Below are 23,175 nucleotides of genomic sequence, written 5' to 3'. Positions count from 1 at the left end.
GTGCTTGATTGTTTTGGTGGAGGCTGCCACTCTTCCCCTCACGCCGAGAGGGGAGCGCACCGTGCCCGATCCGTCCGCCGTCGATGCCGTCCATGCCGTTGCTTCCGACGCCGCCGCCGTCTTCGTCGATCTGCGTGAGGAGGGGCGGGAACTCGACCTGCTGGTCGGGGAGTTGCCCGAGGGCGACTGGGTCCGGCCCACCCCCGCGGCGGGCTGGAGCATCGGGCACCAGATCGCCCACCTGCACTGGACCGACCGGGCCGCGCTGCTCTCCCTGACCGACGCCACCGGCTTCGGCCGCATGGTCGAGGAGGCCCTGAAAGCCCCCGACTCCTTCGTCGACGAGGGCGCCGGGGAAGGCGCGGCGCTGCCGCCCGCCGAACTGCTGGCCCGCTGGCGGACCGGGCGCGCCGCCCTCGACGAGGCCCTGGCCGCAGCCTCGCCCGACACCCGGTTCCCCTGGTACGGGCCCCCGATGAAGGCCGCCTCGATGGCCAGCGCCCGGCTGATGGAGACCTGGGCGCACGGCCAGGACGTCGCCGACGCGCTCAGCGTACGCCGAGCCCCGACCGCCCGGCTGCGCCACGTGGCGCGGATCGGCGTACGGGCCCGCGACTACGCCTATGCCGTACGCGGACTGCCCGCGCCCGCCGGGGAGTTCCGGGTCGAGCTGGCGGCCCCGGGCGGCGCCGGGGTGTGGGCGTACGGCCCGCCGGACGCCCCGCAGCGGATCGCCGGCCCGGCGCTCGACTTCTGCCTCCTGGTGACCCAGCGCGCCCACCGGGCCGATCTCGCGCTGACCGCGACCGGCCCCGACGCGGACGCCTGGCTGGACATCGCGCAGGCCTTCGCCGGCCCGGCGGGTCCCGGACGGGCACCGGAGGCCGCCCGATGACCGGCCGTCCGATGACCGGCCGTCCGATGACCGGCCGTCCGATGGCCGGCCGCCCGACGGCCCGCCGCCCACTGCGCATCGGCAACGCGTCCGGCTTCTACGGGGACCGCTTCGACGCCCTGCGCGAGATGCTGACCGGCGGCCCGCTGGACGTGCTGACCGGGGACTACCTGGCCGAACTGACGATGCTGATCCTCGGCCGCGACCGCCTGAAGAACCCGGACCTCGGCTACGCCAAGACCTTCCTGCGCCAGTTGGAGGAAGGGCTCGGGCTCGCGCACGAGCGGGGCGTACGGATCGTCGCGAACGCGGGCGGGCTCAACCCGGCCGGACTCGCCGACGCCATCCGCGCGCTGGCCGCCAAGGCGGGCGTGCCCGTCACCGTCGCGCACGTGGAAGGCGACGACCTGATGCCCTACGAGGAAGGGGCGCTGACCGCGAACGCCTACCTCGGGGGCGCCGGCATCACGGAGTGCCTGCGGGCCGGCGCGGACGTGGTCGTGACCGGCCGCGTCACGGACGCCGCGCTGGTCAGCGGCCCGGCGGCCTGGTGGTTCGACTGGGCCGCGGACGACTACGACCGGCTGGCGGGGGCGGTGGTCGCGGGCCACGTCCTGGAGTGCGGCACGCAGGCCACCGGCGGCAACTACTCCTTCTTCACCGCGCACGACGTCCGCCGCCCCGGCTTCCCGCTCGCGGAGATCTCCGAGGACGGGTCCTCGGTGATCACCAAGCATCCGGGGACCGGCGGAGCGGTCACCACGGGAACGGTCACCGCCCAACTCCTCTACGAGACACAGGGCGTGCGCTACCTCGGCCCGGACGTGACCGCCCGCCTGGACACCGTCCGGCTGGCCGGGGACGGCCCCGACCGCGTCCGCGTCAGCGGCGTCCTCGGCGAGCCGCCGCCCGCCTGCCTGAAGGCGGGCGTCACCCGTATCGGCGGCTGGCGCAACGAGGTGGTCTTCGTCCTGACCGGCCTGGACATCGAGGCGAAGGGCGCCCTGGTTCGCGCCCAGCTGTCCGAGGCCCTGGACGGCGTGGCCGACGCGGCCTGGACCCTCGCCCGTACGGACCACGAGGACGCCCCGACGGAGGAGACGGCGAGCGCCCTGCTGCGCCTGGTGGTCCGCGACCCGTCCCCGGACCGTGTCGGGCGCGCCCTGACCTCGGCGGCCGTGGAACTCGCCCTCGGCAGCTACCCGGGCTTCCACGTCACCGCCCCACCGGGACCGGCCCAGCCGTACGGGGTCTTCACCTCGGCCCTGGTCCCGGCCGCCGTGGTCCCCCACACGGCGGTCCTCCCGGACGGCACCCGCCTACCGGTCTCCGCTGCGCGGGGCCCTTCCCCCACCCCGCCCCTTCCCGGCTGTGCTGTATTTGCGGCTACCGCCGCGTGGGGGGGCTCCGCCCCCAGACCCCCGTCCCGGGGCTCCGTCCCGGACCCCTCGGGGGCTCCGCCCCCGGACCCCCGCGCCTCAAACGCCGGCGAGGCTGTGTTTTCAGCCCCTCCGGCGTTTGAGGAGCGGGGTCCGGGGCGGAGCCCCGGTATTTCAGCCCCGTCGGCGGAACCCGCACATCCAGCCCCGCCGGCGTTTGAGGCGCGGGGGTCCGGGGGCGGAGCCCCCGAAGGGGTTCGGGGCGGAGTCCCGGCGGGGTCCGGGGGCGGAGCCCCCGGGGCCACCCGGCGGGCGCCGCTCGGCGCGGTGGCCGGGGCCCGCTCCGGCGACAAGGGCGGGGACGCCAACATCGGCGTATGGGTGGAGTCCGACGCCGCCTGGCACTGGCTCGACCGCACCCTCACCGTCGAGCGCCTCCAGGAGCTGCTCCCGGAAACCCGCGCGCACGCAGTGCACCGCCACTCGCTCCCCAACCTCCGCGCCCTGAACTTCACCGTCACCGGCATCCTCGGCGACGGCGTCGCCTCCGGCCACCGCTTCGACCCCCAGGCCAAGGCCCTCGGCGAATGGCTGCGCGCCCGCCACCTCGACATCCCGGCCCACCTGCTGCCCGAACCAGCCGCGCCCGAACCCGCCCCCGAAACCGCCCCGGAGGGGACCGGCCCATGACCCGCCTCGGCACCACCGTCGACCCCCGCAGCCCCGAGCACGCGAAGGCCCGTAGCGCCGCCCTGGAACGCCTGGCCGCACTCGACGCCGAACACGCCAAGGCCCTGGACGGCGGCGGCGAGAAGTACACCGCCCGGCACCGCGGGCGCGGCAAGCTCCTGGCCCGCGAACGCATCGAGCTGCTCCTCGACCCGGACACCCCCTTCCTGGAGCTGTCCCCGCTCGCCGCCTGGGGCAGCGACTACCCCGTCGGCGCGTCCATGGTCACCGGCATCGGCACCGTCGAGGGCGTCGAGTGCCTGGTCACCGCCAACGACCCGACCGTGCGCGGCGGGGCCAGCAACCCCTGGACCCTGAAGAAGGCCCTGCGGGCCAACGAGATCGCCCGGCAGAACCGGCTGCCCTGCATCAGCCTCGTCGAGTCCGGCGGCGCGGACCTCCCGTCGCAGAAGGAGATCTTCATCCCGGGCGGGGCGATCTTCCGCGACCTGACCCGGCTGTCGGCCGACGGCATCCCGACCGTCGCCGTCGTCTTCGGCAACTCCACCGCCGGAGGCGCGTACGTCCCCGGCATGTCCGACCACACGATCATGATCAAGGACCGTTCCAAGGTGTTCCTCGGCGGCCCGCCCCTGGTCAAGATGGCCACCGGCGAGGAGAGTGACGACGAATCCCTCGGCGGCGCCGACATGCACGCCCGCACCTCCGGCCTCGCCGACTACTACGCCCTCGACGAGCACGACGCGATCCGCCAGGCCCGCCGCGTCGTCGCCCGCCTCAACCACCGCAAGCCGTACGCGGACCCGCCGAAGGCCCAGGAGCCCCTCCACGATCCCGAGGAGCTCCTCGGGATCGTCCCGGCCGACCTGAAGACGCCCTTCGACCCCCGCGAGGTCATCGCCCGGATCGTCGACGCCTCCGACTTCGACGAGTTCAAGCCCCTGTACGGCACCAGCCTGGTCACCGGCTGGGCCACCCTCCACGGCTACCCGGTGGGGATCCTCGCCAACGCGCAGGGCGTGCTCTTCAGCGCCGAGTCGCAGAAGGCCGCCCAGTTCATCCAGCTCGCCAACCAGCGCGACATCCCGCTCCTCTTCCTTCACAACACCACCGGCTACATGGTCGGCAAGGAGTACGAGCAGGGCGGCATCATCAAGCACGGCTCGATGATGATCAACGCGGTCTCGAACTCCCGCGTCCCCCACCTCTCCGTGCTGATCGGGGCCTCCTACGGCGCCGGCCACTACGGCATGTGCGGCCGCGCCTACGAGCCCCGCTTCCTCTTCGCCTGGCCCAGCGCCAAATCGGCCGTCATGGGCCCGCAACAGCTCGCCGGGGTGCTCTCCATCGTGTCCCGGCAGTCCGCCGCCGCGAAGGGGCTCCCGTACGACGAGGAACAGGACGCCGGGATGCGGGCCTTCGTCGAGGCCCAGATCGAGTCCGAGTCCCTGCCGATGTTCCTGTCCGGGCGGCTGTACGACGACGGGGTCATCGACCCCCGCGACACCCGCACCGTCCTCGGCCTGTGCCTGTCGGCCGTCCACAACGCCCCCGTCGAGGGCGCCCGTGGCGGCTTCGGCGTCTTCCGGATGTGAGCCCGCACATGACCCAGTCGATCACCTCCCTGCTCGTCGCCAACCGCGGTGAGATCGCCGTACGGATCTTCCGCACGGCCCGCGCACTCGGCCTGGACACCGTCGCCGTCCACTCCGACCCGGACGCCGACGCCCTCCACGTCGCCGCCGCCGACGCGGCCGTGCGCCTCCCCGGCGCGGCCCCCGCCGACACCTACCTGCGCGGCGACCTGATCATCAAGGCCGCCCTCGCCGCCGGGGCCGAAGCCGTCCACCCCGGCTACGGCTTCCTCTCCGAGAACGCCGGCTTCGCCCGCGAGGTCCAGGCCGCCGGCCTGACCTGGATCGGCCCGCCCCCCGAGGCCATCGAGGCCATGGCCTCCAAGACCCGCGCCAAAGAGCTGATGCGCGCCGCCGGGGTACCCCTCCTGGAACCCGTGGACCCGGCCGCCGCCACCGCCGCCGACCTGCCGCTCCTCCTCAAGGCCGCCGCGGGCGGCGGCGGGCGCGGGATGCGCGTCGTCCGCGACCTCGACGCCCTCAAGGAGGCCCTCGAAGGAGCCGTCGCCGAAGCCCGCTCCGCCTTCGGCGACGGCGAGGTCTTCGCCGAGCCCTACGTGGAGCGCGCCCGCCACGTGGAAGTGCAGATCCTCGCCGACGCCCACGGCACCGTCTGGGCCCTCGGCACCCGCGACTGCTCCCTCCAGCGCCGCCACCAGAAGGTCATCGAGGAGGCCCCCGCGCCCGGCCTGCCGCAAGCCCTGCGCGAGAGCCTCCACTCCGCCGCCGTCGCCGCCGCCCGCGCCGTCTCCTACCGGGGTGCGGGCACCGTCGAGTTCCTCGTCACCGCCGACGGCCGCCCCTGCTTCCTGGAGATGAACACCCGCCTCCAGGTCGAACACCCCGTCACCGAAGCCGTCTTCGGCCTCGACCTCGTCGCCCTCCAGCTGCGCGTCGCCGAAGGCGCGGCCCTGCCGCCGTCGCCCCCGGAGCCCCACGGCCACGCCGTCGAGGCCCGCCTCTACGCCGAGGACCCCGCACGGGACTGGCGTCCGCAGGCCGGCGTCCTGCACACCCTCGACATCCCAGGCACGGTCCGCGTGGACACCGGCTTCACCGGCGGGGACAGCGTCGGCATCCACTACGACCCGATGCTCGCCAAGGTCGTCGCCCACGCCCCGACCCGCGCCGAGGCCGTCCGGATCCTCGCCCACGCCCTGGCCGGAGCCCGGATCCACGGGCTCACCACCAACCGCGAGCTCCTCGTGCGGTCCCTGCGCCACCCGGAGTTCACCGCCGGGCAGCTCGACACCGGCTTCTACGAGCGCCACCTCGCCACCCTCACCGGGGGCGCGCCCGACGCCACCCTGGCCGCCCTCGCCGCCGCCCTGGCCGACGCGGCCCCCGCCCCGGACGCCCCGCTCGCCGCCCGCCTCGGCGGCTGGCGCAACCTCCGCTCCCAGCCGCAGACCCGCCGCTACACGGCGGCAGGCGGAGCGACCACCGAGGCCGCCGAGGCCACCGAGGCCACCGAGTACACGGTCCAGTACCACCCGGTGGACCACCCGGGCGTCCGCGTCCTGGCCGCCGCACCCGACCTCGTCACGCTCGAAGTCGACGGAATCCGCCGCCTGTTCCACGTGAAACATAATTCGAACACGTCAGAGGTCTACGTCGACTCCGTACTCGGCGCCCACACCCTCGTCCCCGTCCCCCGGTTCGCGGACCCCCAGGACCGCACCGAACCGGGCTCCCTGCTCGCCCCCATGCCCGGCACCGTCATCCGCGTCGCCGAGGGCCTCGCCCCCGGCAGCCCCGTCACCGCCGGGCAGCCCCTGCTGTGGCTGGAGGCGATGAAGATGGAACACCGCATCCTCGCGCCCGCCTCCGGCACGCTCACCGCGCTCCACGCCGCCACCGGCCAACAGGTCGAGTTCGGCGCCCTGCTCGCCGTAGTCCAGGAGGAACCGCACGCATGAGCCCCGTCACGGAAACCCAGGAACACCAGGCCCTGCGCAAGGCCGTCACCGCGCTCGGGCAGAAGTACGGCCGCGAGTACCTGGCCCGCGTCGCCCGCGAAGGCGGCCACCCGGACGAGCTGTGGGCGGACGCCGCCAAGCTCGGATACCTCGGGGTCAACCTGCCGCAGGAGTACGGCGGCGGAGGCGGCGGCATCGCCGAACTCTCCATCGTCCTGGAGGAGCTCGGGGCCGCGGGCTGCCCCCTCCTGATGATGGTCGTCTCACCCGCCATCTGCGGCACGGTCATCTCCCGCTTCGGCACCGAGGGCCAGAAGCAGGCCTGGCTCCCCGGCCTCGCCGACGGCAGCCGCACCATGGCCTTCGGCATCACCGAACCCGACGCCGGATCCAACTCCCACCGCATCACCACCACCGCCCGCCGCGACGGCGACGACTGGATCCTCACCGGCCGCAAGGTCTTCATCTCCGGCGTCGACATCGCCGACGCCACCCTCGTCGTCGGCCGCACCGAGGACGCCCGGTCCGGCCGCCTCAAGCCCTGCCTGTTCATCGTCCCGCGCGAGGCGCCGGGCTTCACCCGCACCGTCATCGACATGGAACTCCAGGCCGCGGAGAAGCAGTTCGAGCTGGTCCTGGACGAGGTACGGCTGCCCGCCGACGCCCTCGTCGGCGACGAGGACGCGGGCCTGCTCCAGCTCTTCGCCGGACTCAACCCCGAGCGCATCATGACGGCCGCCTTCGCGATCGGCATGGGCCGCTACGCCCTCGCCAAGGCCGTCGACTACGCCAGGACCCGCCAGGTCTGGAAGGACCCCATCGGCGCGCACCAGGCCGTGGCCCACCCGCTCGCCCAGGCCCACATCGAGCTGGAACTGGCCCGCCTGATGATGCAGAAGGCCGCTGCGCTCTACGATGCGGGCGACGACATGGGCGCGGGCGAGGCCGCGAACATGGCCAAGTACGCCGCCGGCGAGGCCTGCGTCAGGGCCGTGGACCAGTCGGTCCACACCCTCGGCGGCAACGGCCTCACCCGCGAATACGGCCTGGCCTCCCTCATCACCGCCTCTCGCGTGGCCCGCATCGCCCCGGTCAGCCGCGAGATGATCCTCAACTTCGTCTCCCACCAGACCTTGGGCCTGCCCAAGTCCTACTGACGGTGAGCCCTGCGGGCGGCTCGGCGGTGTCCGGGCTCGGCTGCGGCCGGGCCCCTGGGGCTCCGCCCCAGACCCCGCGCCTCAAACGCCGGCGGGGCTGGATTTGGCCGTGCCTTCGCCTTGGCAGGTGGCCTGGTCGGTGGGGTCGGTCCGCGGGGCCGCTCCGGGTTGTCTCCTCGGCTCGCGCACTGAGCCCGATCACGAAAGGTCAGGCCGGTTGCGCGCTCGTCCTGCGGGGACAACCCTGCGCGTCCCCACTCCCCTCCACCACGGCTTCGCCTTCCGAAGCCCGGGCGTGGGGCGGGGTCGCGCAGGAGAGTCCCCGCAGGACGAGCGCGCAACCCAGGCCGGACATACGCAGCCAGGGCTAAGTGCGCGAGCCGAGGAGACGCTCCGGAGCGACCCCGACCCACACCCCGATGCTGCTGAGCCGCCCCGACAGGGCAAAATTCAGCCCCGCCGGCGTTTGAGGCGCGGGGTCCGGGGCGGAGCCCCGTGCAACGGCGCCGCACACACCGCTGAGCCCCGGGCAACGGCGCCGCAGACGCATAACTCGCCCACGTAACCTCCCGGGAGGACCCGGGAGACCCACCCGACCCGCACCCCTCCGGAGGAGACATGGACACACTCGTGCACGCCGCCCAGGCGACCGGCGTCACCACCCTCACCCTGGACTCCCCGGCCAACCGCAACGCGCTCTCCGCGGAGCTCGTCGCCGCACTCCGGGCGGCCCTCGCCACCGCCGGGGCCGACCCGGCGGTCCGGGCCGTCGTGCTCACCCACACCGGCACCACCTTCTGCGCCGGGGCCGACCTCAAGTCCCCCTGCGACCCCGCCGACTTCCTGGCCCTGCTCCGCGAGATCGCCGAGCTGCCCAAGCCCGTCGTCGCCCGAGTCACCGGGCACGTCCGGGCCGGCGGCCTCGGCCTGCTCGGGGCCTGCGACATCGCCGCCGCCGGGCCGCAGTCCACGTACGCCTTCACCGAGACCCACCTCGGCCTGGCCCCCGCGGTGATCTCCATGCCGCTGCTCCCGCGCCTGGACCCCCGCGCCGCCGCCCGCTACTTCCTGACCGCCGAGCCCTTCGACGCCCCCGAAGCCGCCCGGATCGGCCTGATCACCCTGCACGCCGAGGGCGTCGACAAGGCACTGGAACCCGTCCTCGCCGGCCTGCGCAAGGCCTCCCCGCAGGGCCTGGCCGTCACCAAGGCGCTCACCGCCGCCGCCGTGCGCGAGGCCCTGGAGCGTGACGGTGCCCGCCTCAGCGAGCTGTCCGCGCGGCTCTTCGCCTCAGCCGAAGCCCGCGAGGGCATCACCGCCCGCTTCGAGCGCCGGGACCCGTCATGGGCGCTGTGACCGGCGCAACCGGCGCAACCGGGGCCACGGGCGCGACCGGCGCCATCGGCGCCATCGGCGCCACCGGACCCAAGCAGGCCCGCAGTCGTGTCACCCGCCGCCACCTCCTCGAGGCGGCCGTCTCCTGCCTGGCGGAACACGGCTGGGCGGGTTCCACCGTCGCCGTCGTCGCCGAACGCGCCGGAGTCTCGCGGGGCGCGGCCCAGCACCACTTCCCGACCCGCGAGGACCTCTTCACGGCCGCCGTCGAGTACGTGGCCGAGGAGCGGTCCACGGCCCTGCGCGAGCTGTTCCACTCCGCCCCGACCGCCCGCCCCACCGCGGTGGAGGCGCTGGTGGACCTGTACACCGGCACGCTCTTCCGGGCCGCGCTCCAGCTGTGGGTCGCCGCCTCCAACGAGGAGCAGCTGCGTCCCCGCGTCACCGAACTGGAGGCCCGGGTGGGCCGCGAGACCCATCGCATCGCCGTGGAACTGCTCGGCGCGGACGAGTCCGTCCCCGGCGTACGGGAGACCGTGCAGGGCCTGCTCGACATGGCCCGCGGCCTGGGACTGGCCAACGTTCTCACCGACGACACGGCCCGCCGGGCCGGGGTGGTGGCCCAGTGGTCCCGGATCATCGAGAGCACCCTGACTACCGGCCGCTAGATCGCCGCACCGGCCCCGGCCCCGCCGCCGCGCAGTCGCAGCCGGGACCTCCTCCACAGGCTGTGGAGGACGATCCCGGCGACGCCGGTGGCGACGAGGTCCCGGAACCGGAGCGCGGGAGGGATCTTCAGCGGTCCGCGATGCCCTCGTAGCCCTGGATGTCGCGCGGATTGCGCCGGCTCGGCCCGGTGTAGCGGGCAGAGGGCCGGACCAGGCGGCCCGTGCGCTTCTGCTCCAGGATGTGCGCCGACCAGCCGGCGGTGCGGGCGCAGGTGAACATCGACGTGAACATGTGCGCCGGGACCTCCGCGAAGTCCAGCATGATCGCGGCCCAGAACTCCACGTTGGTCGCCAGCACCCGGTCGGGGCGCCGCGCGTGCAGTTCCTCCAGTGCGGCCTTCTCCAGCGCCGCCGCGACCTCGTAGCGCGGCGCGTCCAGCTCCTTCGCCGTGCGGCGCAGCACGCGGGCGCGCGGGTCCTCGGCGCGGTAGACGCGGTGCCCGAAGCCCATGAGGCGTTCGCCCCGGTCCAGCGCCTGCTTCACGTACGCCACGGCGTCGCCGGTGCGCTCGATCTCCTCGATCATGCCGAGGACACGGGACGGCGCCCCGCCGTGCAGCGGCCCGGACATCGCGCCCACGGCTCCGGAGAGCGCGGCCGCCACGTCGGCGCCGGTGGAGGCGATGACGCGGGCGGTGAAGGTGGAGGCGTTCATGCCGTGCTCGGCGGCCGAGGTCCAGTACGCGTCGACGGCCTTGACGTGCCGCGGGTCCGGCTCGCCCCGCCAGCGGATCATGAACCGCTCGACCACGGACTCGGCCTTGTCGATCTCCCGCTGCGGCACCATCGGGCGGCCCTGGCCGCGCGCGGACTGGGCGACGTACGACAGGGCCATGACGGCGGCCCGCGCCAGGTCGTCGCGGGCGGTGCGCTCGTCGATGTCCAGGAGCGGTTTCAGGCCCCACACGGGGGCCAGCATGGCGAGGGCGGACTGTACGTCGACACGGATGTCACCGGAGTGGACGGGGATGGGGAAGGGTTCCGCGGCGGGCAGGCCGGGGTCGAAGGCACCGTCGACCAGCAGGCCCCAGACGTTCCCGAAGGAGACGTGGCCGACGAGGTCTTCGATGTCGACGCCCCGGTAGCGGAGGGATCCACCTTCCTTGTCGGGCTCGGCGATCTCCGTCTCGAACGCGACGACACCTTCGAGCCCGGGTACGAAATCGGACATCAGGCGGCTCCTCAGATAGTGCGAACACGCGCGGCTCCCGGCGTGATTCGCGGTCCGGCGCGGTCATCCCCGTTGATGCCCGGCACGGCCGAAGGTCACCCGCATGGGGACGTCCGGACCGGCCCCAAGATTTTGTCGGCTCCTGATGGTGTGTGGAAGCGTGACGTCCGGCACACCCCGGGAAGTCGTACTGGGGCAGGATGGCCCGCGTGACCGACCATGACCTTGACCCCGCTGTCATGCGCAAGCAGTACCGCTCGCAGATCGTCGCCGAGGAGAGCCTCGCCGAGGATCCGATGCGGCAGTTCGCCCAGTGGTTCCAGCAGGCTGCCGACGCGAACCTCTTCGAGCCGAACGCCATGGTCGTCTCGACGGCGACCCCGGACGGCCGGCCCAGTTCCCGCACCGTGCTGCTGAAACAGTTCGACGCGCGGGGCTTCGTCTTCTTCACCAACTACGACTCCCGCAAGGGCCGCGAGATCGACGCGAACCGGCACGTCGCCCTGCTGTTCCCCTGGCACCCCATCGCCCGCCAGGTCATCGTCACCGGTACGGCGGCGCGGATCGGCCGCGACGAGACGGCGTCGTACTTCCGTTCCCGCCCGCACGGCTCCCAGCTGGGCGCCTGGGCGAGCGAGCAGTCCGCCGTGGTCGGCTCCCGCGCGGAACTGGACCGGCGCTACGCGGAGCTCGCCGACCGCTACCCGGAGGGCGAGCAGGTCCCCGTACCGCCGCAGTGGGGCGGCCTGCGGGTCACCCCGGACGCGGTGGAGTTCTGGCAGGGCCACGAGAACCGCCTGCACGACCGCCTGCGCTACGTCCTGGAGGCCGCCCACCCCGACAAGTGGCGCCTCGAACGCCTCTGCCCGTAGCCGGGCGGCGTCGGTGCGCGGGAGCGGGAAACGCAGACGACCCGCGGGCTCAGGTCTCTCTCCTGCAGTGAGAGAAGCCGGCCGGACGTACCGGCGAGCCCGCGGGTCGGGTGACTGCTTGGGATTGGCGCCTGGCGATCCCGCCGGGCACCGCACTGGGTGCGTGCGACGACGGGCGCTTAGCCCGCAGTCACCTCACGCGTCCGGATTTCATACATTTCCGGGATCACCTCCTTTCAGTGTGCGACCACTTTAAGCAGGCCCTCGCTCTCCGCTCAACCGAATTTCGGGGGCGAATCCGTAGGTGTGTCCATCGGCCCTCTGGAGCAGTCTCAGATTTCGGTGAGAGACATCGAAACGGCTGGTCAGCGTGGTGAGCCGGTGTTGACCGCTCGCCCGGACAGCGATGCGCCCCACCCAGTTGCCGGCCCATTTCCCTCCGGGAACGGAGGCCCGCACCAAGTCGCCGGTCGAGAAACCATGGTGGATCTTGCGTCGAGGCCGTCGTAGGCGGGGGAACCCGAAGCGGTCCGGTGTGGTTCTGGCGTACGCACCTCGCCCTGTGGAAGTCACGACCAGGATGTGTGCGGGTACCCGTACGATCGCGTCTCCCCGGTCGTGATCGAGGAGCCCAGTCGCCAGCGCATCGAGGGTGTGGCTCTTCGGCAGTCCCGTCACGGCACGGTTCCAGCGGGTCCGGCCGCCCGACCAGGCATGCACCGGCACACCGGTGCTGGCGAGGGTTCTCACCAGCTGGCACCCGGTGGCATTCATGACGGCGACGTCGTGCAACGGTTTCCTGAGCTGGGCGATCACCCTCTCCAGGCGCGTCGGCCGATCAGCGAGAAACTGCTCGACAGGCAGCGTTCCCTTTGCCTGATTGCAGGGAACGCACGCGAGGACGAGATTCGTCACCCGGTCTGATCCTCCGTGGCGCTTGGGGCGGACGTGTTCGATGTTGAGTGGCACCCCCGTGGCGTCGCAGTAGGTGCACGATCTGTTCCATCTGGCCAGGAGGAATTCACGAATTTCCGATCCGGCGCGAGTCGATTCCGAGAGTCCGTCGGGCTGACCGACTCCTGCGAAAGACGCCGTATCGAAGGCGACCTGCTCCACGTGGATCTCAACCACCGGCGCATATCGGCACAGCCTCGTCACGAGCGACATCGTGGAGTCGATGCGATGGCGCAGGGACGGGGGGAGCCAGCCGACCGGCCGGGTGCGGTTGTGGTGCCGAGGAGCCCGATGCCGGAGGTTCGCCGAGCGCCGTCGGCGACGGTAGTCCGCGCGCCGCATCATGCCGCCGTGGATCTGCCGCCCCCGATGTCGGAGTTCAATGGCGATCAGCCCCTGGCGCGCGAGGCCCGACCGTCCCTCCGCGGTGCCGTTCGGGCACTCATCGGTCACGGCGATTCCCGTTGCCTTGGATCCCGGGTCGAGGCGTAGCTGTACGCCTGCGACGTCGGAACCCGCCCGGGTCCGGTGTTTGAGCCGGATGGTGAAAGGAGCCTGACGGGCCACGACGGCTCGGCCCCTGCCGAGCAGCTCGCGGGCCCTGGCAGGGTGGCAGGGCATCAGCGGTTCGCCCCCCTTCGCCAGAACGAACACCCTGTTCGCTGTCGGGTTGGGAGCGTCACCGCTCCCGGTCTCTGCCGTGGCCGCTGTCGCAGCAGCGGATCCGGCGTGCCGCCGACGGGTCCAGGTGCGGTTCCCGCCGGTCTCCCCTCGCCCATGTTCCCTACCGGCACCCGGCCGTGCGGCCGGGAGTCCGTGAGCCGTTTCGTCCCTGCTCCCGGGGGTGTCTGCGCTCGCGGATTCCAGAGCAGGCTGCTGAGGAAGCACAGCCTGGTGGGTCTGCTCACCTGCAGAGAACGTAGCCATCGAGGCACCTCGTCTGATCCGTGGATCGTGATGACTGGGGCTGGTCACTCCATAAGGGAGCGAGTGACCTCCCTTCTCGTGATGCAGCTGAAGCTATCCGCCCCGGCCGTCTGGTTCGGATGGATACTTCCGAGCTCACTCGAACGTGTGGTCGCCCCGTGACAGCGGCCAGGAGCGTACCTATTCCGGGGAACGGGGTGTGGGCTGCGTCACGTTCCAGTTCAATGATCTGACGTGCCGCACACGCGAACACCTGCAGGGGGTGCCAGGTGAGTGCCTTCGGACGTAGTGAGACCGCCGACGATCTGCTCGCAGCGCTGTTGGACGGGATGGACGCCGCCTTGTGCGCGTTCGACTCCGACGGCGTGATCACGCACTGGAACCGGGAGGCCGAGCGGATCCTCGGCTGGTCCGCCGCCGAGGCGGTGGGGCGCAAGGGGTTCGCCGGGTGGGCGGTGCGGGCCGCCGACGCGCAGGACGTCCAGGACCGGCTCATGGCGGCCCAGGACGTGCCGGGGCGGCAGGTGCACGAGTTCGCCCTGGTGACCAAGGACGGCGGGCGGGTCCTCGTACGGACCCAGTCCGCCGGGGTGCCGGGGGCCGACGGGAAGCCCGCCGGGGTGTACTGCGCCTTCAGCGAGGTGCACGCGCAGATCGACCTGGAGCGGTCCATCGCGCTGAGCGAGGCGCTGATGGAGGACGCCTCGTGGGGTGTCGTCCTCGTCGACGTGGACCTGCGGCCCGCCGTGGTCAACGCGCACGCCGCGCGCGCCTTCGGCACCGGCCGCACCGCGCTGCTCGGGCGGCCGCTCGGGGAGCTGCTGACGCAGGGCGTGGAGGAGCTGGAGGGCGCGCTCCAGCACGTGCTCGCCGAGGGGGCGCCGCCCGCGCCGGTGGAGCTGTGGGTGTCGGTGCGTACGGCGGAGGGGGTGCGGCGGCGGTGCTGGCGGTGCGGGTTCCTGCGGCTGGCCTCGCCGCTGGCGGAGGAGCCGGTACCGCTCGGGGTGGGCTGGCTGTTCCAGGACGTCACCGAGGCACGGCAGGCCCAGCTGGACACCGCGCAGCTGCGCTTCCGTGCCCATCAGCTGCACCGCGCGGGGCGGGTCGCCGCCGAGTGCGAGGATCCGGCCGAGGCGGCGGCCGTACGCCTGGACTTCGCCCTCGCCGGCTTCGCCGAGCACGCGCTGCTGGACGTACTGGACCCGTCGGCCGACCCGGAGCGGCGCAGGCTCGTACGGTCGGCCGCGTCGCCGCCGGTGCTGCCGGGGCCGGGGTCGATCCCGGTGCGGTACGAGGCCGGGCATCCGGCGTTCCAGGCGCTGGACCGGATCGGCTCGGTGCGGACGTCCGCCCCGCGCGGGGAGCCGGACGGGGAGTGGGCGCGGGCCCGGCAGTGGCCCGGGGACGCGGTGCACGTGCTGTGCACGGTCCTGCGGAGCCGGGGCCGGACGGTCGGGGCGCTGACGTTCGTGCGCGGGGCCTCCCGGGCCGCCTTCGAGCGGGCGGACGCGGAGTACGCGGAGGAGGTCGCGGCCCGGATCGCGGCCGACCTGGACCTGGCGACACGGCCTGGCGGTTCCGGCCGGCCAGGGCCGGGGGGTGCGGGCTCCACGGGTGGTCCGGGGTGACGTTGCGGGTGACGGCGACGGCTCCGCCGGTCGTGGTGTTGTACGAGCCGCCCGCGAGCCCGCCCCTGCGCCCGCCCCGACGCCCGCCCCGGCACCGGCCTTGCGGCCGGCCGGTCAGTGCCGGAAGAAGATGCGGTCGCCGTACTCCTGCATGACGCGGCCGTTCCACTCGTGGCCGCCGTCGACGTTGCCCGAGCGCAGCAGCGGGGGCTCCACCCCGCGGGCGGCGAGCTCGCCGGCGGCCGCCGCCATGACGGCCTGCATGATCGCGCTGGTCACGACGGTGGAGGCGGGGGCGAAGGGGGCGTCGATGCCGTCGAGGGTGAGCTCGGCGTCGCCGACGGCGATCTTGCTGTCGAGGACGACGTCGCAGTGGTCCTTGAGGAAGGTGCCGGAGACGTGCCGCGACTTGGTCCCGGTCGCGTACGCCACCGAGGTCACGCCGATGACCTTGAGGCCGATGGCGCGGGCGTTCATGGCCATCTCGACGGGCAGGGCGTTGCGCCCGGAGAGGGAGATGATCACGAGGACGTCGCCCGCGGAGGCGGGGCTGCTGTCCAGGACGGCTCCGGCGAGGCCGTCGACCCGTTCCAGGGCGCTGCCCAGCGTCGCGGGCATGACGTCGATGCCCGTGGTGCCCGGGACGGCGAGGAAGTTCATCAGGGCGAGCCCGCCGGCTCGGTAGACCACGTCCTGGGCGGGGAGCGAGGAGTGCCCGGCGCCGAAGGCGAAGAGCCGGTTGCCGGCCGCCACCGCGTCGGCGACGAGGGACCCGGCCTCGCCGATGTGCGCGGCCTCCTCGTCCCGGACCCGCTCCAGCAGGCCGATGGCCGCGTCGAAGAACTGACCGGCCAGCTTGCTCTCGCTCATACGCCGATGGCCTTCCGGGGGTGGGGGGCTTCCGTGTCCGCCGCTCACCGTGCGGTCTGGACCAAGGGCGTGTCAATACGAACGTCAATCCAGGGGCGAAAGGCCTGGACGATGTGTGCGCGGATGTCCGCGGTCGGGTCGGCGGACGGGTCGGCGGGCGGGGTCCGGGGGCGGGGTCCGCGGGAAGGTCCGTGCAAGGGCTTGCCCGCCGCACGGGACGGTTCCGCGCCCGATGCGTCAGAATTGGGGGCAGGGCCAGCGCACGCAATCCGAGGGGCACGAATGTCCGGACTGATCGATACCACGGAGATGTATCTCCGCACCATCCTCGAGCTGGAAGAGGAAGGTGTGGTCCCCATGCGCGCCCGCATCGCCGAGCGGCTCGACCAGAGCGGTCCGACGGTGAGCCAGACCGTGGCGCGGATGGAGCGGGACGGCCTGGTGGCGGTCGCCAGTGACCGGCACCTGGAGCTGACGGAGGAGGGGCGGCGGCTGGCGACGCGCGTGATGCGCAAGCACCGGCTCGCGGAGTGTCTGCTCGTCGACGTCATCGGCCTGGAGTGGGAGCAGGTGCACGCGGAGGCCTGCCGCTGGGAGCACGTGATGAGCGAGGCGGTGGAGCGGCGGGTGCTGGAGCTGCTGCGTCACCCGACCGAGTCGCCGTACGGGAACCCGATCCCGGGGCTGGAGGAGCTGGGGGAGAAGGCCGAGGCCGATCCGTTCCTGGCGGACGGCATGATCAGCCTGGCCGAGCTGGACCCGGGCACCGAGGGCAAGACCGTGGTCGTGCGCCGGATCGGCGAGCCGATCCAGACCGATGCCCAGCTGATGTACACGCTGCGCCGGGCGGGCGTTCAGCCCGGTTCGGTGGTGAGCGTGACGGAGTCCGCGGGCGGTGTCCTGGTCGGCAGTGGCGGGGAGGCCGCCGAGCTGGACGAGGAGGTCGCTTCGCACGTGTTCGTCGCGAAGCGCTGAGCGGAGCCGATGGGCTTGGCTGCGAATGGCTGACCGCAGTCGTCGATTCGCCCTTACGGGCCAGTCTGCGTCTGCGAGCCTGGTAGCAATCCGGTGTGGACGGTCCCGGCGCCTCGCGGCGCCGGGACCTGTCCTCCCCTTTTGACCTGGAGCCCCGAGCTCTCAAGGTCATCCCCTTCGGACCGTCTTCCCCGAGCGGCCCGCCTCCCTGTTGAAAGGATCTCCATCGGCAGCGGCGGCCAATCCTTGAGCAAGGTCACTCGAAAGAGCGGTGTTGTCGGCGAGTACCCCGTTTTCGAATACGGGTTCGATAGTCTGGCCGGGAGCGAAGGGGGTGCATCTGCGGTGGTACAGCGCATCGATGTGACGGCGGCCGACGGCGTGCGCCTGGCCGCCTGGGAGTTCCGCGAACCGACTGCGGAGCCCGTCCGGCCGGCAGGGCACGCCTGGCCGGCAGGGCACGCCCGGTCAGCGGGGCCCGCCCGCCCGGCAGAGCCAGGACCGGCCGCGGACCCGCAGCGGCCCGCGGTCCTGTTACTCCACGGCCTGATGGGCCGTGCCTTCCACTGGGCCGGGACCGCCCGCTGGCTCTCCGAGCACCGCCGGGTCGTGGCGCTGGACCAGCGCGGCCACGGCCAGAGCGACCGCCCCGCCTCGGGCCCCTACACGCGCGAGGCCTTCGTGGCCGATGCCGAAGCCGCCGTCGAGCAGCTCGGCCTGGCCCCCGTGACCCTGATCGGCCACTCCATGGGCGCCCTCACCGCCTGGCAGCTCGCGGCCCGCCGCCCGGACCTGGTCGAGGCCCTGGTGATCTGCGACATGCGGGCCTCCGCGCTCGGCGAAGCCTCCCAGCAGGAGTGGGAGGACTGGTTCCACCGATGGCCCCTGCCCTTCCCCACGCAGGACGCGGCCCGCCGCTGGTTCGGCGAGGACGACCCCAGGGTGGAGCGCCCCGACCCCGGCCGCGGCGCCTTCTTCGCCGAGGTCATGCACGAGGCGCAGGACGGCTGGCGCCCGCTCTTCTCCCGCCGCCAGATGCTGACGGCCCGGGAGACCTGGGTCCACGACGCCCACTGGGAGGAGCTGGCCCAGGTCCGCTGCCCCGCCCTGGTGGTCCGCGGCCTGGACGGGGAGCTGGGCCGCGCCGAGGCCCAGGAGATGGTCCGCGTCCTCCCGGCCGGGCGGTACGCGGAGATCCCCGACGCCGGCCACTACCTCCACTACGACCAGCCGGCCGCCTGGCGCGCGGCGCTGGAGCCGTTCCTGGACGGCATCAGGGCGACCAGCAACTGAAGGCCGGCCCGGCCCCGTCGGCGGGGCCGGGCCGGGCGGCCCGTCAGGGAGCGGCGGGAGCGGGGCTGCCCGAGGGGAGCGGGGTGGTGGCGGACCAGAACTCGTCCTGGGTGTCCGGCCGCTGGGGGAACTGGCCCTTGCGGTGATGGGTGTTGGGCTTGGTACGGGGCTCCTGGACCGGGTGGTCCGTCAGGCAGGGGGTGCCGGCGTCCAGGAAGAACTGGCCCCCTCCGACCTTCACCGAGAGGGTGTAACCCTCCGGGGTCTCGGCGTGGATCGCCGGGACCTCGGCACTGTTGTTGACGCTCGTGATCGTGTAACCGCGCCCCTTCCAGTCACGTTCGATCACTCCCATGAGGGCGCCGCGGCGCTGCTCGGACACGATCGTCATGATGCTGACGGTCCGCTTCGCTGCCCCGGTGCCGGTAGGCGCGCCCGCCACCCCCTTGGTGCAGCCCGCCTCGCCGCCTGGGCTGTGGTTCCAGAGCACCTCGGGCTGGATGGCGGCCAGGGTCTCCTGAAGGATGACGTCGGCGCGCTCGGCGCCCTGCTGCATGTTCATGGTGCTCTTGCCCTCGGCGGACCGGTCGTCGGCGCCCGGGCCGCCGCAGCCGGCGACGAAGCCCGAGAGCGCGAGCAGGGCGAGCGCCGTGCGGGGGAGTCTCATCGGGTTCCTCAAGGAGTGGGGCTGCCGGAGGGGAGCGGGGTGGTGGCGGACCAGAACTCGTCCTGCACGTCCGGCCGTGGTGGGAACTGGACATTGCGGGTCGGGGTGTTGGGCCTGGTGGTGGGGTCCTGGACGGGGTGGTCCTTCAGGCACGGTGTGGCGGCGTCCAGGAAGAACTGGCCCTCTCCGCCGACCTCCGCCGTGAGGATGTAGCCGTCCGGGGTCTCGGCGAAGATGGCCGGAACCTCCCGGTCGGCCCGGACGTTTTTGATCACGTAGCCGCGCCCCTTCCAGTCGCGTTCGATCACTCCCATGAGGGCGCTGCGGCGCTGCTCGGACACGATCGTCAGGATGCTGATCATCCGCTTTGCCGACCCTGTGCCGGTGGCCGCGCCCGCGATTCCCTTGGTGCAGCCGGCGTCGCCGCCCGGGCCGTGGTTCCAGCGGAGCTCCGGCTGCACGGCGCCCAGGGTCTCCTGGAGGATGGCGTCGGCCCGCGTGGCGCCCTGCTGCATGTTCAGTTTCTCGGCGCCCTTGTCCTTGGCGGATCCGGCGGCGGCGCCCAGGCCGCAGCCGGCCGCGAGAGCCGCGAGCGTGAGCAGGGTGAGCGCCGTGCGGGGGAGTCTCATCGGGTTGCCTCAGGGGGTGGGGCTGTCCGAGGGGAGCGGGGTGGTGGCGGACCAGAACTCGTCCTGGGTGTCCGGCCGCGGCGGGAACGGGACATTGCGCACCGGGGTGTTGGGCTTGGTGGCAGGGTCCTGGACGGGGTGGTCCGTCAGGCACGGCGTGGCGCCCTGGAGGAAGAACTGGCCCTCTCCGCCGACCTTCGCCGTGAGGATGTAGCCGTCCGGGGTCTCGGCGTAGATGGCCGGCATCTCCGGGTCGGCCCGGACGCTCTTGATCACGTAGCCGCGCCCCTTCCAGTCGCGTTCGATGACTCCCAGGAGGGCGCCGCGACGCTGCTGGGACACGATCGTCAGGATGCTGATCATCCGCTTTGCCGACCCTGTGCCGGTGGCCGCGCCCGCCACCCCCTTGGTGCAGCCGGCGTCGGTGGCGGGGCCGTGGTTCCAGAGCAGTTCGGGCTTGGCGGCGGCCAGGGTCTCCTGAAGGATGACGTCGACGCGATCGGCGCCCTGCTGCATGTTCATGGTGCTCTTCCTTTCGTCCGGCCCCTTGCCGCCGGGTCCGCAGCCGGTGGCAAGGGCGGTGAGCGCGAGCAGGGAGACTGCCGTGCGCAGGATGCGTGCCATCGGAGTGTGCCGCCGGCTCGGGCTCATCGGTGTTCCTCGGTCGTGATCTTGTGCGCCTTGCCCGCGATGATCAGCGCGATGTTGTCGGCTGAGTCGGGGTCCTTGCTCGGGTTGAAGTAGTTGGAGTGCGCGTCCATGAGCCCACTGCCCCCGAAGACCGGCAACGGGCCGTCGTCCACCAGGAAGCGGTTGGCGCCGAAGTCCTTGTTCGCCGGGTCCATGCCGAAGTAGATCTGATTGTCGTCGGTGACCGCGTCGCCGATGAAGTAACCGGCGGCGCCGCCCACGAGGGCGCCGGGGATTCCTCCGGTGAGGAGGCCTGCCCCGGCACCGCGCAGCAGGCCTTGGGATTCGGTCTTGTTCGGGAGCATGGACACGGGGTCGTGGTCGGACGCTCCCACGTACACGTGCTCCTTGCCCACGCCCAGCTGGTCGGCGTGCTGCGCGCCGGTGCCGGGGCTGCCGACCAGGATGATGTCGTCGGCGCCCGGGATCCCGCCGTTCAGCTGCGCTGCCTGGCCCACGGTCAGCGAACCGTACGAGTGGCCGACGGCCGTGACGTGCGGGTCGGCGTTCTCGTTGGTGGCGCTGATCCCGGCCATGAACTGGTTGTAGGCGGGGGCACCCTTCCGGGCGTGCTCCTCGGACATGACGGCCAGGTTGTCGAGCGGTTTGTCGGCGGGCAGCTGCGGTGCGTCGTAACCGAGCCAGACGATGGCTGCGGAGCTTATGTCCACTGATCGCGCCCCTGCGGCGGTGTCGCGTGCCCGCGTGAGGTCGTTGCGTGCGAACTCCGCGTCCAGCGCCGTGCCCAGCCCCGGCACGTACGCCGACACGTTGCGCGAGGTGTCCGGGTTGCCGAAGGCGACGATGGCGCGGCCGCCGCCCTGGTCGCCGATGCCCAGCAGGTACATCGGGGGGTCGGTCGGCTTCTGGTTCCACAGCTGGCTGTCGATCGAGCGCATGCCCGCGAGCTGGGTCTGGGACTTCTCGTCGTCCTGACCCGAGAGCTTGCCGATCAGCATCTGCAGGTTGTCCTGGTTGGCGTCGTGGCGGACGCTGACCGGGATGCCGTCCAGGTTGCCGATCACGTCGGGGTAGACCGCCAGCAGCTCGGCCCGCTGCTCCTCGGTCAGGCCCTTCCACCAGCTGTTGCGGTCGGCGGGGGAGGACTTCTCCGGGATGGTGTCCCGCAGGTAGTCGGCGGCCTCCTTGCGGACCACTTCCGCGTCGCCCGCCGCGTCGGCCCAGGTGGCGTCCGTGACCTCGATGCCGTCGGGCGCCTTGAGGCGGTTCAGGGCCCGGGTGAAGCGGGAGTCGACCTCCTGGGCCGCCGTCACCGCGCCGACGAGCCGGTTGGCTATGTCCAGGGCGACGGCGTGGTGGGGATTGGGGTTGATGAGGCTCGGCTGCTGCGGGCCCAGCTGGTGGGGCGGCGCGTTCAGCTGCAAGAGGGGCCTGGCGGCACCCTTGACGGTCCCGCCGGGAACGGGCTGCTTGGTGAGCGAGTTCTCGCCGCCCTCCGGGTACTGGACCGATCCGTCGGCGTGGACGGTGTAGCCGCGTGCCGCGGCGTCGTCCAGCGCGTCCTTCAGCCGCACCTGCTCCTCGGAGAGCTCGTGGGCGAGCGAGTTCAGGGTGGTGCGGATGAGGCCGCACTCGGTGTGGATGAAGTCGAAGTTCCGGTCGAGCCGCTTGAGACGTTCGCGCGCCGCCACCGCCGACACGCCCTTCTGTTCCTCCAGCGACTTGATCATCTGCATGCTGATGCGGTCGCGCGCCGCGTCGGCGCGGGTGGAGGCCTCGGCCCACGCGGTGGCGGCCTCGGTGTACTCCTGCGTCTTCAGGTCGCGCAGCTGCTGCCAGGTCACGGTCACGGTGTGGGCTCCTTCTTCGTGATCAGCTGAGTGAACGAGACCCGGTTCTGTTCGTTCACCTCGCCGATGCCTCGCGCGACGCTCAGCAGCTCGGGCCGCAGCGCATCGCACTCGTCGCGCACCGCCCCCAGCCGCTTCTCCCAGGAGGTCCGTACGGTGGCCAGTGCGGCCGTCGCCTCGAAGCCGGCCGTGCCCGCCGCGACTCCCTCGTGGGCGGCCGCCATCGTGCCCAGGGCGCTCGCGGTGCTGATCCGCAGGTCACCCGCCGCTGCCGCGGCCTTGCTCCAGGGGCCCCCGGAGATGGCCAGGTCCTTGTCGTCCCCCTGACCGCCGCCGCCGCCTCCGCCCCCGCCGCCGCCGTCCGCCGACGCGAGCCGCATGCCCGCGGGCTCGCCGAACACTTCCTGCCAGCGCGGTGGCAGTGCCTCTGTGCTCATGTGGTGTGCCGCCCCTCCCGGTGCCCCCGTAGGCACTGTGGTCCGTACAAAATCAAGACAGGTACGTCGTAGGCAAATTCGGTGACCGAACACGCGGTCGCAGCTCCCGCTCGCGCCGCGTTCCCCGGGGGCGCACTCTGGAAGGAGGTGACCCCCTGGAGGTGATGCACCATGTCCACGCTCGTCGGATGGCACGTGGATCTTGAGTTCACCGAGGAAGGGCACCGCACCAGTGCGGCGGCCCTGGTCAGACTCGGGGACGGCTCCGAGATCAGGGCGCACGGCTATGCCATGCGCCACCCCTCCGACCCGGAGCAGCTGCGGGTCGGCGAAGAGATCGCGGGCGCTCGCGCGCTCATGGATCTCGCTTCCCAGATGTTGCAGAAGGCCCATTCGGAGATCGACGAGGCAACGGGCCGGCACTCATACCCGCTGAACCGCTGACCGCTGAACCGCTGACCCACCGGGTCGCTTCCGGCCGTTTCGGCGGGCGCTCCCGGTGGGAATGTGGCGG

At 72.6% G+C, this 23,175-nt stretch carries 20 protein-coding genes; 12 read left to right on the top strand and 8 right to left on the bottom strand.

Going from position 1 to position 23,175, the window contains the following annotated elements:
- Positions 1 to 61: 61 nt before the first annotated feature.
- The 7 genes from OG447_RS04970 (at position 62) to OG447_RS04940 (ending at position 9,677) form a co-directional block, all read left to right on the top strand.
- Complete coding sequence (locus tag OG447_RS04970) at positions 62 to 895, top strand: TIGR03084 family metal-binding protein (RefSeq protein WP_266935085.1); 834 nt, start codon at positions 62 to 64, stop codon at positions 893 to 895.
- A gap of 41 nt (positions 896 to 936) precedes the next feature.
- Entirely contained in the window at positions 937 to 2,964 is a 2,028-nt protein-coding gene (locus OG447_RS04965) for an acyclic terpene utilization AtuA family protein (RefSeq protein WP_266938754.1), read from the top strand.
- Entirely contained in the window at positions 2,961 to 4,559 is a 1,599-nt protein-coding gene (locus OG447_RS04960) for an acyl-CoA carboxylase subunit beta (protein WP_266935083.1), read from the top strand. Before OG447_RS04965 ends, OG447_RS04960 begins: the two co-directional genes overlap by 4 nt.
- Positions 4,560 to 4,567: 8 nt before the next feature.
- Positions 4,568 to 6,517 carry a biotin carboxylase N-terminal domain-containing protein gene (locus OG447_RS04955; RefSeq protein WP_266935082.1) on the top strand — a complete coding sequence of 650 codons (1,950 nt, stop codon included), beginning with the start codon at positions 4,568 to 4,570 and terminating at the stop codon, positions 6,515 to 6,517.
- Positions 6,514 to 7,674, top strand: a complete 1,161-nt coding sequence (locus OG447_RS04950; protein ID WP_266935081.1) for an acyl-CoA dehydrogenase family protein — start codon at positions 6,514 to 6,516, stop codon at positions 7,672 to 7,674. Before OG447_RS04955 ends, OG447_RS04950 begins: the two co-directional genes overlap by 4 nt.
- A 618-nt stretch (positions 7,675 to 8,292) precedes the next feature.
- Positions 8,293 to 9,030: an enoyl-CoA hydratase family protein gene (locus tag OG447_RS04945; RefSeq protein ID WP_266935079.1), complete on the top strand. Its 738-nt coding sequence runs from the start codon at positions 8,293 to 8,295 to the stop codon at positions 9,028 to 9,030.
- Entirely contained in the window at positions 9,018 to 9,677 is a 660-nt protein-coding gene (locus OG447_RS04940; RefSeq protein WP_266935077.1) for a TetR/AcrR family transcriptional regulator, read from the top strand. The genes OG447_RS04945 and OG447_RS04940 overlap by 13 nt, the downstream gene beginning before the upstream one ends.
- A 127-nt stretch (positions 9,678 to 9,804) precedes the next feature.
- Here the strand turns inward: OG447_RS04940 and OG447_RS04935 are convergent, their stop codons facing one another.
- On the bottom strand, positions 9,805 to 10,908 hold the full coding sequence (locus tag OG447_RS04935) for a citrate synthase 2 (RefSeq protein ID WP_266935076.1): 1,104 nt from the start codon (positions 10,906 to 10,908) through the stop codon (positions 9,805 to 9,807).
- Between the two features lie 239 nt (positions 10,909 to 11,147).
- Here OG447_RS04935 and pdxH point away from each other — a divergent pair, with 239 nt between their 5' ends.
- Positions 11,148 to 11,780, top strand: a complete 633-nt coding sequence (pdxH, locus tag OG447_RS04930; protein WP_266938753.1) for a pyridoxamine 5'-phosphate oxidase — start codon at positions 11,148 to 11,150, stop codon at positions 11,778 to 11,780.
- 252 nt (positions 11,781 to 12,032) lie between these two features.
- On the opposite strand, the gene iscB is transcribed toward pdxH, so the two are convergent.
- Positions 12,033 to 13,388, bottom strand: coding sequence for an RNA-guided endonuclease IscB (gene iscB, locus OG447_RS04925; protein ID WP_266935074.1), 1,356 nt, complete (start codon positions 13,386 to 13,388; stop codon positions 12,033 to 12,035).
- Between the two features lie 542 nt (positions 13,389 to 13,930).
- Between iscB and OG447_RS04920 the strand changes: the two genes are divergently transcribed.
- Positions 13,931 to 15,289: a PAS domain-containing protein gene (locus OG447_RS04920; protein ID WP_266935072.1), complete on the top strand. Its 1,359-nt coding sequence runs from the start codon at positions 13,931 to 13,933 to the stop codon at positions 15,287 to 15,289.
- Positions 15,290 to 15,403: 114 nt separating this feature from the next.
- Here the strand turns inward: OG447_RS04920 and OG447_RS04915 are convergent, their stop codons facing one another.
- A complete protein-coding gene (locus OG447_RS04915) occupies positions 15,404 to 16,159 on the bottom strand; it encodes an SIS domain-containing protein (RefSeq protein ID WP_266935070.1) in 756 nt (251 codons plus the stop codon).
- Positions 16,160 to 16,441: 282 nt separating this feature from the next.
- On the opposite strand from OG447_RS04915, the gene OG447_RS04910 reads away from it, so the two are divergent.
- Together OG447_RS04910 and OG447_RS04905 are read left to right on the top strand one after the other, a co-directional pair.
- Entirely contained in the window at positions 16,442 to 17,134 is a 693-nt protein-coding gene (locus OG447_RS04910; protein ID WP_266935068.1) for a metal-dependent transcriptional regulator, read from the top strand.
- 345 nt (positions 17,135 to 17,479) lie between these two features.
- Positions 17,480 to 18,427: an alpha/beta fold hydrolase gene (locus OG447_RS04905; RefSeq protein ID WP_266935067.1), complete on the top strand. Its 948-nt coding sequence runs from the start codon at positions 17,480 to 17,482 to the stop codon at positions 18,425 to 18,427.
- A 43-nt stretch (positions 18,428 to 18,470) separates the two neighbouring features.
- Here OG447_RS04905 and OG447_RS04900 read toward each other — a convergent pair whose 3' ends face one another.
- The 5 genes from OG447_RS04900 to OG447_RS04880 are packed head-to-tail and all read right to left on the bottom strand — an operon-like array spanning position 18,471 to position 22,661.
- Complete coding sequence (locus OG447_RS04900; protein WP_266935065.1) at positions 18,471 to 19,094, bottom strand: hypothetical protein; 624 nt, start codon at positions 19,092 to 19,094, stop codon at positions 18,471 to 18,473.
- 8 nt (positions 19,095 to 19,102) lie between these two features.
- Positions 19,103 to 19,723 carry a hypothetical protein gene (locus OG447_RS04895; RefSeq protein WP_266935064.1) on the bottom strand — a complete coding sequence of 207 codons (621 nt, stop codon included), beginning with the start codon at positions 19,721 to 19,723 and terminating at the stop codon, positions 19,103 to 19,105.
- Between the two features lie 9 nt (positions 19,724 to 19,732).
- Positions 19,733 to 20,374 carry a hypothetical protein gene (locus tag OG447_RS04890; RefSeq protein WP_266935063.1) on the bottom strand — a complete coding sequence of 214 codons (642 nt, stop codon included), beginning with the start codon at positions 20,372 to 20,374 and terminating at the stop codon, positions 19,733 to 19,735.
- Positions 20,371 to 22,224 (bottom strand): alpha/beta hydrolase, encoded by a 1,854-nt coding sequence (locus OG447_RS04885; protein ID WP_266935062.1) that lies wholly within the window; start codon positions 22,222 to 22,224, stop codon positions 20,371 to 20,373. Before OG447_RS04885 ends, OG447_RS04890 begins: the two co-directional genes overlap by 4 nt.
- Positions 22,221 to 22,661, bottom strand: a complete 441-nt coding sequence (locus tag OG447_RS04880; protein ID WP_266935061.1) for a hypothetical protein — start codon at positions 22,659 to 22,661, stop codon at positions 22,221 to 22,223. The genes OG447_RS04885 and OG447_RS04880 overlap by 4 nt, the downstream gene beginning before the upstream one ends.
- Positions 22,662 to 22,832: 171 nt before the next feature.
- Between OG447_RS04880 and OG447_RS04875 the strand changes: the two genes are divergently transcribed.
- Positions 22,833 to 23,105 (top strand): DUF1876 domain-containing protein, encoded by a 273-nt coding sequence (locus OG447_RS04875; RefSeq protein WP_266935060.1) that lies wholly within the window; start codon positions 22,833 to 22,835, stop codon positions 23,103 to 23,105.
- Positions 23,106 to 23,175: the final 70 nt, after the last annotated feature.

This window comes from Streptomyces sp. NBC_01408, assembly GCF_026340255.1.
Taxonomy (GTDB): Bacteria; Actinomycetota; Actinomycetes; order Streptomycetales; family Streptomycetaceae; genus Streptomyces.
The sequence above is the reverse complement of the archived record's forward strand: the minus strand, read 5'-3'. Positions and strand labels throughout refer to the sequence as shown.